The sequence below is a fragment of the Streptomyces sp. NPDC092369 genome, assembly GCF_044755245.1.
Taxonomy (GTDB): Bacteria; Actinomycetota; Actinomycetes; order Streptomycetales; family Streptomycetaceae; genus Streptomyces.
Genome location: NZ_JBIVQP010000001.1, coordinates 1420675 through 1434000 on the forward strand (window position 1 = coordinate 1420675; position 13326 = coordinate 1434000).

Annotated in this window: 8 protein-coding genes; 3 read left to right on the forward strand and 5 right to left on the reverse strand. The window is 68.2% G+C overall.

What is annotated here, in order from left to right; all coding sequences use genetic code 11:
- The first annotated feature begins 36 nt into the window (after window positions 1-36).
- Window positions 37-1863 carry an AMP-dependent synthetase/ligase gene (locus ACIQI8_RS06275; protein WP_402345440.1) on the forward strand — a complete coding sequence of 609 codons (1827 nt, stop codon included), beginning with the start codon at window positions 37-39 and terminating at the stop codon, window positions 1861-1863.
- 22 nt (window positions 1864-1885) lie between these two features.
- On the opposite strand, the gene ACIQI8_RS06280 is transcribed toward ACIQI8_RS06275, so the two are convergent.
- Genes ACIQI8_RS06280 through ACIQI8_RS06295 form a run of 4 tightly spaced genes read right to left on the reverse strand, consistent with a single transcriptional unit; the run spans window position 1886 to window position 10308 of the window.
- Entirely contained in the window at window positions 1886-3928 is a 2043-nt protein-coding gene (locus ACIQI8_RS06280) for a PQQ-dependent sugar dehydrogenase (RefSeq protein WP_402345441.1), read from the reverse strand.
- Complete coding sequence (locus ACIQI8_RS06285) at window positions 3925-8430, reverse strand: glycosyl hydrolase family 28 protein (RefSeq protein WP_402345443.1); 4506 nt, start codon at window positions 8428-8430, stop codon at window positions 3925-3927. Before ACIQI8_RS06285 ends, ACIQI8_RS06280 begins: the two co-directional genes overlap by 4 nt.
- 11 nt (window positions 8431-8441) lie before the next feature.
- Complete coding sequence (locus ACIQI8_RS06290) at window positions 8442-9230, reverse strand: Tat pathway signal sequence domain protein (RefSeq protein ID WP_402345445.1); 789 nt, start codon at window positions 9228-9230, stop codon at window positions 8442-8444.
- A 4-nt stretch (window positions 9231-9234) separates the two neighbouring features.
- Window positions 9235-10308 carry a glycoside hydrolase family 105 protein gene (locus tag ACIQI8_RS06295; RefSeq protein WP_402346727.1) on the reverse strand — a complete coding sequence of 358 codons (1074 nt, stop codon included), beginning with the start codon at window positions 10306-10308 and terminating at the stop codon, window positions 9235-9237.
- A 501-nt stretch (window positions 10309-10809) separates the two neighbouring features.
- On the opposite strand from ACIQI8_RS06295, the gene ACIQI8_RS06300 reads away from it, so the two are divergent.
- Entirely contained in the window at window positions 10810-11646 is an 837-nt protein-coding gene (locus tag ACIQI8_RS06300) for an aldo/keto reductase (protein WP_402345447.1), read from the forward strand.
- A 209-nt stretch (window positions 11647-11855) separates the two neighbouring features.
- Window positions 11856-12551: a glycoside hydrolase family 75 protein gene (locus ACIQI8_RS06305; RefSeq protein WP_402345448.1), complete on the forward strand. Its 696-nt coding sequence runs from the start codon at window positions 11856-11858 to the stop codon at window positions 12549-12551.
- A 24-nt stretch (window positions 12552-12575) separates the two neighbouring features.
- Here the strand turns inward: ACIQI8_RS06305 and ACIQI8_RS06310 are convergent, their stop codons facing one another.
- Window positions 12576-13274 carry an SDR family oxidoreductase gene (locus tag ACIQI8_RS06310; RefSeq protein WP_402345450.1) on the reverse strand — a complete coding sequence of 233 codons (699 nt, stop codon included), beginning with the start codon at window positions 13272-13274 and terminating at the stop codon, window positions 12576-12578.
- Window positions 13275-13326: the final 52 nt, after the last annotated feature.

The window sequence follows — 13326 nt, forward strand, 5'->3', positions numbered from 1 at the left end:
GCGCTGCGGAGCGTCACCAGAGGCGGGGAGCGGGGTTTGCGCGAGTTCACCAATCCTCCGTTGGCGTCGGCACCGCCGGTGGGCGGTCTGGCCGATGTCGTCTTCGAACGTGCCCAGGAAGACCCGCTGCACATCGCCCTCGGTCGCAAGGACGAAGCAGGTCAGTGGCGTGACGTGACCTCCGCGGAGTTCCGGGACGAGGTGCTGGCCCTCGCCAAGGGGCTGCTCGCCCAGGGCATCCGGTTCGGCGACCGCGTCGCGATCATGTCCCGCACCCGCTACGAGTGGACCCTGTTCGACTACGCACTGTGGACGATCGGTGCCCAGGTGGTGCCCATCTATCCGACGTCGTCCGCCGAGCAGTGTTTCTGGATGCTCTACGACGCGGAGTGCACGGCCGCGATCGTGGAGCACGAGGACCACGCGATGACCATCGCCACCGTCATCGGCCGGCTGCCGCAGCTGCACCAGCTGTGGCAGCTGGACTCGGGCGCGGTGCAGGAGCTGTACGACGCGGGTGCCGCCATCGACGACGACGTGGTGCACCGGCACAGACAGGCGGTCACCCCGGACTCGACCGCCACGATCATCTACACCTCGGGCACGACCGGCCGCCCCAAGGGCTGTGTGATCACGCACGGCAGTTTCATGTGGGAGGCCGACACCGTCATCGAGGGCTGGGAGCCGGTGTTCCACTCGAAGAAGGGCGACGAGGCGGCGACCCTGCTGTTCCTGCCGCTCGCGCACGTCTTCGGGCGGATGGTGGAGGTCGCCGCGATCCGCGGCGGGGTCCGCTTCGGGCATCAGCCGCAGCTGAACGCCGCCGCTCTGCTGCCGGATCTGCAGGCGTTCAAGCCGACCTTCATCCTCGCGGTGCCCTACATCTTCGAGAAGGTCTTCAACGCCTCCCGCCGCAAGGCCGAGAAGGAGGGCAAGGCCGGGCCGTTCGAGAAGGCCGTCGAGGTCGCGGTGAAGTACGCGGACGCGGTGGAGGCGAAGGCCTGGGGCATCGGGCCCGGCCCCTCGGCCGGGCTGCGCATGCAGCACCAGCTCTTCGACAAACTCGTCTACTCCAAGGTGCGGGCCGCCATGGGCGGCCGTATCCGCAATGCCATGTCCGGCGGGTCGGCCATGGACCGACGGCTCGGACTCTTCTTCGCGGGCGCCGGGGTGCAGATCTACGAGGGGTACGGGCTCACCGAGACGACGGCCGCGGCGACCGCCAACCCGCCCGACCGCACCCGCTACGGCACGGTCGGCCGGCCCATCCCGGGTGTCACCGTGCACATCGCGGACGACAGCGAGATCTGGCTGCACGGCCCGAACGTCTTCCAGGCCTACCTCAACAACCAGAAGGCCACCGACGAGACCCTGCACGACGGTTGGCTCGCCACCGGCGACCTCGGCGCGCTCGACGAGGACGGCTACCTCACCATCACCGGCCGCAAGAAGGAGATCCTGGTGACCTCCGGCGGCAAGAGCGTCTCGCCGGGGCTGCTGGAGGAGCGCGTCCGCGACCACCCCCTCGTCAACCAGTGCATCGTCGTCGGCAACGACCGCCCGTACATCGCGGCCCTGGTCACCCTCGACCAGGAGGCCGTCGAGCACTGGCTGACGATGCGCGGCAAACCACGGATGTCCCCGGGCGAGCTGGTGCGCGACAACGACCTGGAGACGGAGGTGCGGCGCGCGGTGGTGGCCGCCAACACCCTCGTCTCGCAGGCCGAGTCGATCCGTACCTTCCGCATACTGGCGCAGCCGTTCACCGAGGAACACGGCCTGCTGACACCGTCGTTGAAGCTGAAACGCAAGGCCATCGAGAACGCCTACGCCAACGAGGTCGACGCGCTCTACCAGGCCTGACACTCCGTCAGCCGGTGCGCACTCAGCTGATGTTCACGCGGAAGATCTTGTCCGCGCCGTCCGCCGCACCTCCGTTGTTGTCGCAGTTGGTGGTCGACAGCCACAACTGGTCCGCGCCCGGCACCTTGGTGACCGTGCGCAGCCGCCCGTAGGTCCCCACGTAGTACGCGGTCGGCGTGCCGACGCTCTCGTTGTCGCCGTTGATCGGGATGCGCCACAGCCGCTCGCCGCGCAGGGACGCCATGTAGACGACGTTGCGGACGATGGCGATGCCGCTCGGGGACGCCTCGTTGACGTTCCAGGTGGCCTTGGGGTTGGTCATGCCCGAGACACTGCACGTCCCTTCGCAGGTGGGCCAGCCGTAGTTGGCGCCGGGCTTGATCAGGTTCAGCTCGTCCTTGGAGCTGTTGCCGAACTCCGCTTCCCACAGCCGGCCGTTGCGGTCGAAGGCGAGGCCCTGCGGGTTGCGGTGGCCCAGGCTGTAGACGTAGTTGCCGAACGGGTTGCCCGGGGCCGCCTTGCCGTCCGTCGCCATGCGCAGGATCTTGCCGTTGAGGGAGTTCTTGTCCTGCGCGAGATCGGGTGTCTGGGCCTCGCCGGTGGAGACGTAGAGATAGCCGTCGGGGCCGAAGGCGAGGCGTCCGCCGTTGTGGTAGCGGTTCTTCTTGATGCCCTGGAGCAGGATCTTGTAGCCGGTCAGGTTCGTGCCGTCGTAGGTCATGCGGACGACCCGGTTGCCCTCGGACGCGGTGTGCATGAAGTAGACGTAGTGGTTCGTCTCCCACTTGGGGTCGACGGCGACGCCGAGCAGTCCGCCCTCGCCGTTCGTGGTCACCGCCTCGGGCACGGTCCCGACCTGGGTCCGCGCGCCGTCCTTGGTGACCTTCCAGACCCGGAAGTCGTCCCGCTCGGTGACCAGCGCGGTCTTCCCGTCGGGCATCCAGTAGGTGCCCCACGGGATGGTCCAGCCGGTGGAGAGGGACGCGACCGAGGACGGCACCCCGCCGTCCGTCGCGCAGGCCTTCGTGGTGAAGGTGACGGTGTTGCTCGCCGCGGAGACATTGCCGGCCGCGTCCCGGGCGACGACGTTCAGGCTGTACGGGCTGTTGCAGGCGAGCCCGGTCAGCGTGGTCGTCGTACCGCCGGTGACGGTCTTGTAGACCGTGGTGTCACTGCGAACGTCGTACGCGATGACCGCGCGCTCGTCCGTCGAGGCGCCCCAGCCGAGCGCGGCGCTGTTCGCCGTCACATCGGTCGCGGACAGCGTGCCCGGCTTGGTCGGCGGGGTGGTGTCGGAGCTGGGCGCGGTGGTGCAGTCGACGACCGGACTGGCCGGGGACGTGTTCCCGGCCGCGTCGCGGGCGATGACCGTCAGGTTGTAGGGGGTGTTCGGCGTGAGTCCGGTCAGCGCCTTCGACGTCGAACTCCCGGGTGCCTCCCCGATCTTGTTGCCGTGCTCGTAGAGGTCGTACGCCGTGACCGCCACGTTGTCGGTGGCCGCGCCCCACGCCAGGGTGAGCCCGTCCTCGCCGACGTCCGAGCAACTGGGCTGCCCGGGACGGGTCGGGGCCTGGGTGTCGGCCGCGGCGGCGAGGCTGACGCGGTCGAGGTTGGGGCCGCCGTTGTCCGTGGTGGCGGTGGCGCGGATCTTGTTGGCGCCCGCGGTCAGCGGGACGTTGAGGGTCTTGGTGGTCCAGGTGTTCCAGTCGGCGGTGGCCGGGAAGGAGACGGCGGACTGGACGACCGTTCCATTGACGGAGATGTCCATCGGCCGGTCGACGGCGGTGCCGTTGGCGAAACGGAGGGTGAGCGCGGAGCTGCCGGCGGCGGTCGCGCTCACCGTGAACTCCACATAGGAGCCCTTGATGTTGGTGTAGTCGACGAAGCCGGTGCCCGTGTAGCCGGTGTGGTTGGTGGCGACCGTACCCTGCGAGATGGCCGCGTCCTCGGCCTGGTAGTCGGTGGCCGCGCTCGCGGTGCCCTGGCTCAGGCCGACGAGGGGCACGGCGAGGGCGAAGGAGAGGGCCAGCGGGACGGCCCGGGCGAGAACTCTGTCGCGTTTCATGATTGTCCCCTCAGTTCCCTCAGCTCGCTGTTGACCGGGTTCACACGGATCAGCCGTGTTTCGCCCGGCCGTAGCGTCGCGCTGTACGAATCGGCGATCACGCCCTTGTGGGAGCCCGACCAGAGGTCGGTGACATCACCGGAGCCGGTGAATCCCACCTGCGACCAGTTCACGGAAACCGTCGAGTTGCCGGACGTCCCGGTGTTGAACAGCGCGACCACGTAGGCACCGCTGTTCTCCCGTTTGCTGAAGACCTGCTTGACACCACTGTTCACCACCCGTTTCGCGGCCACCCCGTCCTGGTCGACCCCGATCAGCCGATCGTTGGTCAGCATCGCCTTGTCGACCGAGTCCAGGTGGGTGAGGTCGGTGCCGAGCAGCAGCGGCGAGGCCGCCATCGCCCAGAGCGTGAAGTGCGCGCGGCGCTGGTCGGCGGTGAGGCCCACCTGATCGCCGTTGCCGAGCTCCAGCGAGTCGAGGTCGTTCCAGCCGCCGGGACCGGCGTACGGCTGCCAGGAGGCGGCCGAGTTGAAGCGGGCGGACACATGGGACCAGTCGGTCAGCGGATAGCCGCTGCCGTTGGAACCCGGCCCGCAGTAGCACTCGACGTCGCCCTGGGTGCGCCAACTGTTCGCGAGCTGCCGCCAGGTGGCGCCCTCGGCGATCGGAAGGTTGTTGGACAGCGCGAAGTTGATGGGCCGTCCGCTCGCCCGCAGCGCCTTGTCCCAGGCCTGGACGTCCGGGATGTCGGCGCTGCCCACGCCGTCGATCTTCAGGTAGTCGACGCCCCATGAGGCGAACTGCTTCGCCCACGAGTTCACGAACTCCTGCGCGCCCGGCTTCCCGTAGTCGATGTAGTACATGTTCTTGCAGTTGTAGTTCTTCTCCGTCTTCGACGTGTCCGCGATGTCCTTCGCGTGGTACGAGGTCCCCTCGATCGGTGTGTTGGCGGTGACCGCGTTCTTGGCGATGCCCGGGGTGACGTAGAAGCCGAACTTCAGCCCCTTGCCGTGGATGTAGTCGGCCAACGCCTTGATGCCGGACGGGAATTTGGCGGTGTCGACGGTCCAGCGGCCGTAGGAGTCGACGGTGAAGCCGCCTGAGTCGCACTTCTGCCAGAAGTCGTCGAGGTTGACGTACACGAAGCCGTGGTCCTTGAGGCCGCTCGCCACGATCGCGTCCGCCTGCGCCTTGATCTTCGCCTCGGTGGGCGTGCGCCGCACGAAGCTCCAGCTGCTCCAGCCCATCGCGGGCCGCAGGGACTGACCGTTGTCCGACATCGGCCCGAAGGCCGCCGGGGCGGCGTACGACGTGCCGATCCAGGCCTCGTCGATCCGCAGCCGCTTGTAGCGGGTGGTGTCGGTGGACTCGGCCCAGGTGGTGTCGACCTCCAGCCGTACGTAACGGGCGTTCGCGGCCGTGAGGTCGATGCCCTGGATGCCCCGCCGGCTGGGGAGTTGGCCCGTCTTGACCGCGCTCCCCCAGGTGGTCCCGTCATTGCTCAGGAACACCTTGTAGTCCTTGATACGGGCGGACTGCTCGGTCGCGGAGCGGGCGTAGGCGACGGAGTCCTCGCGCTGGTTGAGCCCGATGTACTGCACCTTCCTGGCCGCGCCGAGGTCGAAGGTGAGGTTGACGGGCAGGGTCTTGTTGTTGTCCCAGTACGTGAGGTAGCTGCCGTCCCCGGCGGCCGTCGCCGCATGCCCGCTCGCCGAGGCGCTCGCGCTCACCTTGACCCCGCCGAGGATGCCCTGCCGCCCGGCGGTCGTGACCTTGAAGACGGTGTCGTACGGGTCCCAGGAGCCGAGGCCGGTGAGGGAGAGCACGCCGCCGGACTGCGACCACGAAACCGGCACTCCCGTACGGAGGTTGGTGACGGAGGCGATGCGGTACCCGTTGTCGCGGATGCGCAGGGTGCCGGTGGACGGCGGGGTCAGGACGTGGACGTACTCCAGGTCCGGATCCGTCCTGCTGATGGTCGTCACGCCGTGCGCGCCGTCGTTCCAGAAGCCGGGCTTGAGGCCGCCGTACATGTACCCGCCGCCCTCAGTGCCGTGCAGCGACTCCCAGACCGGGTCGAGATAGGAGTCGGCGAAGGTGTTGAAGGCGGCCTGGTTGGCCGGGAACTTGCCGTTGACCTGGGCGGTCTCGGCCATCAGCGCCTTCACGGACGAGCCCGCGTTGGTGATCAGACGGCCGAGGGTGAGCTTCTTGTCGACGGCCGGATCGGAGCCGTCGTACCACCACGCGCCGGACGAGGGCAGCTTGAAGTCGGCCTCGGTCAGGCGGGGTTGGGCGGTGTAGACGGCCTGCGGGTAGTCGTAGGCCGGGGTCATCCCCGTCTTCTGCTCGTTGCTGATCATGTCCATGATCGGCGTGTCTTCGTTGTTGTTGCTGATCGTGTAGTTCGGGCGCTTGTCGTAAATCTGCTGGTAGAGGTCGTGGCTCTCCCAGTACGCGTTGTCGTTGTCGATCCAGAATCCGCCGAGGTCGGGGTAACGGTTCATGACCTCGAAGAAGTTGTCGTAGCTGAACCGCCCGAAGCCGTCACGGGTGGTCAGGTCGACGTTCTCGCCCTTGTAGGCGGAGTAGGCGGCCGAGTCGAGCCAGTCGTGGCCGCCCTCGTCGTGCCACTGGGGGTCGTCGGTCATGTAGAGGACGACCTTCATCCCCTTGGCCTTGGCGGCGGTGATGAGTTCACCGAGGAAGTCGCGCTTGGTGGCGCAGGAACCCGGGATCTTCGAGGGCCAGGGGCGGGCGTAGCCGAGGCGGCTGTGGAAGGTGGCGAGGACGAGGTACTGGGTGTGCAGCTTCCGCGCCTCGTTCACCCAGTAGTCGGGCGTCCAGCCGCCGCCTGTGACATCGCTCTCCCACCCGGTGCAGCTGGTGTGGGCGGGGGCGGTGCGCAGGCCCCAGTGCAGGAAGAGGCCGCCGACGGAGGAGCGCAGGAAGTCCTGGCGGGGGTTCTCGAGGTCGAGCGGGCGGGCGTTCGGGGGCGCGCAGTTCTCGGTCGAGCCGGTGCTGGACACACGCGGCGCACCGGCGCCGCTCACGCAGTAGCCGTCCACGTCCTGGAAGCCCAGGTCGTAGGGCGAGCCGGTGCCGCGCTGCGCGGTGAAGCCGGTGAAGCGGAGGCCGCTCGCCGCGTTGGCGATGACGGCGGGACGGCCGTCGTTCGCCGCGAACTTCACCGAGCTGTCGGTGAATCGGATGTCGTCGGCGTTGTGCAGGTACCAGCCGTAGGCCGGCCGGGTACCGATGGCCTTGGGGTTGTAGTCCTTGGGGTCGTTGCTCGGCACGCCGGTCGACATGGTGCCGCTGCCGCCGGGGACGGTGATGTCGACGTGGTCGAACGTGACGCCGTGGATGCGGTGGCCGGTCTCGCCCCACAGAGTCGGGCTGAAGGACGGGGAGTTGCCGGTGGCCGTGATGTTGTCGTACGTGATGTCGCTGATGGAGCCGATGCCGGGGCTGTTCCCGCATCGCTTCCGGGTGCCGATCTTCTGCATGATCGGTGAGTGGACGCCGGTCATGGTGATGTCGCGGTAGTGCACGTCGGAGATCTTCGCGCCGTCCATCGAGACCATGCCGAGGCCCGACTTGTCGGCGCCCTCGATGCGGATCTTCTCGAACTGGTAGTCCGAGAAGTCGCCGCAGGTCTCGGAGCCGAACATCAGGGCGTTGCAGCACCTGGCCGAGAGATACGCATCGCTCACCCGGACATGGCCGTTGGGGAGCTTGGCGCCGAGGGCGTAGTCGCTCTTGAAGACCAGGGCGTCGTCGTTGGCCCTGATGTCGGCGTTCGTCACCGTGACGTTCGTCGTGGAGATGATGTTCCAGCCGTCGCGGTCGCTCGCGGTGTCGATGGTCAGCCGGTCCGAGGTGACGTCCTTGCAGCCGTTGATGAGGGCGGCGAAGTGGCCGCCCCGGCGCAGGGTGAGTCCGTCGCCGATCCTCAGCCCGTCGCACCGGGTCAGTGAGATGATCTTGTCGGCCTCGCCGGACTTGGGGTTGCCGGTGATCAGGTTGCCCATGCCGTCGATGACGCCTTCGCCGACGAAGCCGATGTCGGTCAGCCGGTCACCGTAGATCATGGCGTCGTGGAAGTGGCTGTGCCCGTAGTCCTGGTAGTCGTCGTACGGGTTGGCCTCGGCCTTGTCGTAGGTGTCGGCGCTGGAGCCCTGGATCGTGGCGCCCCGGTCGACCTGGAGCGTCACATGGCTCTTCATGTGGATGGTGTTCTTGGACTTGTAGGCGCCGGCCGGGAAGCGGACCGTGCCGCCGCCCGTCGCCGAACTCGCCGCGTCGATGGCCTTGTTGATGGCCGGGGTGTCGTTGGCCGAGCCGTCGCCCTTGGCGCCGTAGTCGCGTACGTCGTAGGTGGCGGCGGGCTGTCGGGGGGCCGCGAGAGCGGTCGTGGGGTGGGTGAGACCGAGGACGACGGCGAGGACCAGGAGGACGATCGTCGCCGCGCCACGGGTGCGGGGGGTGGGGGGTCGCATATGACGGCTCCTCAGACGAGTTGGTAGCCGCGGAGGTTGGTGAGCAGCAGGTAGGTGTCCTGCAACGAGCCGGAGGTGTCGCCGAGGGAGCGGTAGATGCCCCACTTGGGGCGGACCCGGTCGGCGAGGAAGGTGTCGACTCCGGTCCTGGACCTGTCGATGACGGTCGTGGAGCCGGACGTGAGGATCCAGCGGACCGAGCCCGCCGTGCCGTTGCCGACCTTGATCTGGAAGTCGACGTCGGTCCACTTGTCGTGCAGCGGGGCAAGGTCGGTGCGGCCGACGAGGATGTCGTCGATGGCCAGCTTCAGTTCAATGGTCTGCACCCCGTTCACCCGGCGCAGCGACTGCACGACGATCGGCGAGGTGCCGCTGCCGGGCTGCTTCATCTGCATGATGTGGGTGAAGGTGGTGGTCGCCTTCAGTGAGCTCGGGATGTACATCGAGTACGTGAGCCGCCAGGTCTGGCCCGCGGTCCATTTGAGGTAGTTCGAGCCGCCCCCGTTGCGCAGGCCGGTGACCTCCTGACGCTGCCGGTCGGTCGACGTGTCGCGGTCGACGGTGTGCATGGTGAAGCGCCAGTTGGCGCCCGTCGCGTAGATGTGCGGCTGTCCGGCCGGGTGCGAGTCGGCGCGGTCGTCCTCGATCGTCTCGAAGGCGCCGAGGCCGTCGGCGCTCGCCGAGGGGGCCCATTTCTGCTGCCAGGAGGCGGCCGAGGCCGACGGTGCGGGCAGTCCGACGGCGGCGCCGGCCGCACCGCCGACGGCGGCCCCGAGAAGAGTCCTTCTGGACGTGCTCATGACACTAATCACCCCGCAGTTGCTCGTTCATGATCAGGAAGGCACCGAGGCCGTGGAAGTCGTTGGTGGCCCGGGTGCGGGCGATGTAGTACGCGTAGTCGCCGACGTTCGTGCCGATGGTGATGTCGGCCAGGTTCGTGCGGCCGTCCGCGCCCACCGACAGCCTCGCCAGCACGCCCTCGTAGCCGCGCCGGGCGACGGCGGCGAAGTGCGGTTCCAGATAGCCCTGTTGGGCGCCGCGCGAGAGGGCGTAGGTGAACATGCTGGAGCAGGACGTCTCGGTCCAGTTGTCGGCCCGGTCGCCCTTGTCCATGACCTGGAACCAGCGTCCGCTCGCCGGGTCCTGGTACCTCTCCAGTCCGGCCGCCAACCGTTGGAGGATGCCGAGGAGTTGAGGCCTGCGCGACTGGTTCGAGGGGATCGCGTCGAGGACGTTGACGATCGCCATGGAGTACCAGCCGACCGCCCGGCACCAGTGTTCGGGAGCGAGACCGGTCTGCGGATCCGCCCAGCCCGCGGTCCTCGACTCGTCGTAGGCGTGCTTGAGCAGGCCGTTCGCCACCTGGAGGTGGGCGCCGTAGACGGCGAGTTGCCTGGCGGCCTCGTCGTCGGTGTACGCGCGGTCGCCGAACTCCTTGCCGTACTCGACGAGGAACGGGTTCACCATGTAGACGCCGTCCGCCCACAGTTGGTGCGCCCGACTGCTGGTGTCGGCGTGCCAGAAACCACCGTCGCTCGTGCGCGGATAGGTGGTGAGGCGGTCGCGGATCTTCTTGGCCGCCTTGCGGTAGCGGTCCTGGCCGGTCTCGTGGTGCAGGATCACCAGCAGCCGTCCGGCCTGCATGCTGTCCAGGCTGTTGAACGACTGGCCGATGGAGCCGTCGCTCTTCACGAAGCGGTCGACGTAGCTCTTGATGTAGGTCAGATAGCGCGGCTCGTGGGTGCGCTTGTAGGTGAGGTACTGGCCGTAGAGGTAGAGGCCGACCGGGTAGGACCAGCCGCCGATGGTGCTCGGCGTGTAGCGGGCGGTCGTGGAGTCGACGACGGCCGTGGACCAGTCGGGGGCGGCGGCGGGCATCACGGAGGGCGCGGAAGCGGCCACGGCCGACGCCGGTACGGCGGCCGGCAGGGCGATCAGGGTGGCAGTGGTGAGCGCGAGTGCCGTGAGCCCCGCCCGCAGACGCAAACGTCGACGGGCGCTTTCATCCGATGTTCTGCGGGCCGACGGCTCCGTTCGGGAGACCGCGAGCACGTACTCGTTCATGTGCGCATACCTGCTCTTCAGGGGAGTGGGGGGTCTGGGAGCGTGCAAAACCCAAGTACAGGCGCTGTTCACATGCATGCACCGGGTTCATCGATACGTCCGACAGCGCGATCCAGAGTCCCGGCATGACGGGGCACGGTCAATGGTTCGAGCCCAGGAGGTCGGATGGTTTCCGGCCAATCTCGACGCCCCGAACTGAACCGCCGGTCAGTTCGAGCGGATTCTGCGCGGATTTCGGGGTCAGGAATGCATCACGGCCCGTAATCGTTGACCATGGGAGTGCCACCTGACCACAACCGTAAGGATCGAGAGCTCGTGAGCAGCAAGGTCCCCCCGATCATCCTCAACAACGGCGTCGAGATGCCCCAGCTGGGCTTCGGCGTCTGGCAGGTGCCGGACGACGAGGCGGAGCGGGCGGTCGCCACCGCGCTCGAGGCCGGGTACCGCAGCATCGACACAGCGGCGATCTACGGCAACGAAGAGGGCACCGGCAGGGCCATCGCCGCCTCCGGCGTCCCTCGCGAGGACGTGTTCGTCACCACCAAGCTCTGGAACGCCGACCACGGGTACGACGCCACGCTGCGCGCCTTCGACACCTCGCTGGAGAAGCTCGGCCTGGACCACCTCGACCTGTACCTGATCCACTGGCCGACCCCGGCCAAGGACAACTACGTCGACACGTACAAGGCGTTCGAGAAGCTCCTCGCCGACGGCCGGGTCCGGGCGATCGGTGTCTCCAACTTCGAGCCGGAGCACCTCAGGCGGCTCATCGAGGAGACGTCGGTCATCCCGGCGGTCGACCAGATCGAGCTGCACCCGCAGCTCCAGCAGCACGCGGCGCGCGAGTACCACGCGGAGCAGGGCATCGCGACCGAGGCCTGGTCGCCGCTCGGCTCGGGCAGGGGCCTCCTGGAGGTCCCGGCGATCATCGCCATCGCCCAGAAGCACAACCGCACCCCGGCCCAGGTCGTGCTGCGCTGGCACCTCCAGCTCGGCAACGTCGTGATCCCGAAGTCCGTGACGCCGTCCCGGATCAAGGAGAACATCGAGGTTTTCGACTTCAGCCTGGACACCGAGGACCTGGCGGCGATCAGCGCACTGAACGAGGACCGTCGCCTCGGCCCGGACCCGTCGACGTTCAACGCCGGCTGACCGCACCCGACCCCTTCAGGGCCGCCCGTCCACCCAGGACGGGCGGCCCTTTGGTGTACCCGCGTCCGCTCACCGGCAGCACCCTCACCCGTACGGCAGACCAGGTCCGTACCAAAAGAACGCCACAGGGGTTGACGCGGACACGTCGATGGGGCCACCTTGTACCGCACCCGGTAAGGAAACTTTCCTAACAGAAGGGTCCCCCACCAGTGCGCATACGAACACTGACCCTCGCCGCGGCCTCCGGTGCCGCACTTCTCGCGGCCGGTGTGCTCCCGGCCCAGGCGAACGGTTCCGCAGGCCCGGCGTCCACCCAGGAGGGCTCGGTCAGCGCGGCCTCCCTGCTGGCCAAGGTGACGTCGTGTCAGCAGATCTCCAACGGCAAGTACCGCACCGACGACGAGACTTCGGCCACCATTCCGGTGTGCGGCAAGAACGGCGCCGTGTTCTGGAAGGCCGACATGGACATCGACTGCGACGGCCAGCGCACCGCGAAGTGCAGCGAGTCCACCGACCCGTGGTACCAGGACGACACGGCGTTCCACCAGTCCAACGGCCAGCCCCTGCGGGCCGATTCGCTGCCCTACGTCGTCGTGCCCAGCACCAGCAGCATCTGGAACTACTCCAGCGCGGGCATCAAGGGCGGCGGCGTGGTCGCCGTGATCTACAACAACAAGGTCGAGTACGCCGTCGTGGGTGACACCGGCCCCACGAACATCATCGGCGAGGCCTCCTACGCCACCGCCTCGGCGCTCGGCATCGACCCCAACCCCGAGACCGGCGGCACCGACTCCGGCGTCACCTACATCCTGTTCAAGAACTCCAAGGTGTCCCCCATCGAGAACCACGGCGCGGCGGTGACGCTGGGGGACAGCCTGGCGAAACAGTTCCTGGCGAACAACTAGCCGGGAACGAGAGAGGACCGGCGGTCAGTTGGGCTGTCCGAGCGGCCGTACGACGACGGTGTTGATGTCGACACCCTCGGGCTGCCGGACGGCCCACACGACCGTCTCCGCGATCTGGTCGGCGGTGAGCAGGTGCCCGGGCGGGAGTCCGTTGCCGTCCCAGAACGGCGTCTCCACGCGGCCCGGGGCGACCAGGGTCACGCCCACGCCCCAGTCGGTGACCTGCCGCCGGGTGTTCTCGGCGAGACCGGTCACCGCCCACTTCGTCGCCCCGTAGATGTTGCCAGGGCCGTTCACGAACCCGGCGACACTGCCCACCAGCACGATCCGGCCCCGGGTCTCCTTGAGGGCGTCGATGGACGCCCGGACGAGGAGCGCGGGGCCGAGCACGTTGGTCAGCACCATGTCGGTCCAGCCGGCCGGGTCGCCCTCCGCCACCGTGTCGTGGGAGGCGAAACCGGCGTTGGCGACGACCGTGTCCAGCCGCCCGAACTCCTTGATCGTGGTCGCGACGGCCGCCTGGACGTCGTCGTAGTCGGCCGCGTTGCCGACGAGCGTCAACAGGCCGTCCGGGTCGCCGAGTTCGGCGGCGAAACCGCGCAGCCGTGCCTCGCCGCGACCGGTGACGGCCACCCGGTGCCCCAGGTCGAGCAGTCGGCGCGCGACGGCGGCACCGATGCCGCTGCCGCCGCCGGTGATGAGTGCGACCGGAGAGTCGGTCATGTGAGTACCCCCTGTGTCCCAGTGACGGTGGGAGTAGATCAGTTGGAGCGCG

What these genes read in the sequence shown, in the direction of transcription:
- ACIQI8_RS06280 (WP_402345441.1), bottom strand. Translation starts at nt 3,928, where the DNA reads ATGAAACGCGACAGAGTTCTCGCCCGGGCCGTCCCGCTGGCCCTCTCC.
- ACIQI8_RS06285 (WP_402345443.1), bottom strand. Translation starts at nt 8,430, where the DNA reads ATGCGACCCCCCACCCCCCGCACCCGTGGCGCGGCGACGATCGTCCTC.
- ACIQI8_RS06290 (WP_402345445.1), bottom strand. Translation starts at nt 9,230, where the DNA reads ATGAGCACGTCCAGAAGGACTCTTCTCGGGGCCGCCGTCGGCGGTGCG.
- ACIQI8_RS06295 (WP_402346727.1), bottom strand. Translation starts at nt 10,308, where the DNA reads ATGCCCGCCGCCGCCCCCGACTGGTCCACGGCCGTCGTCGACTCCACG.
- ACIQI8_RS06310 (WP_402345450.1), bottom strand. Translation starts at nt 13,274, where the DNA reads ATGACCGACTCTCCGGTCGCACTCATCACCGGCGGCGGCAGCGGCATC.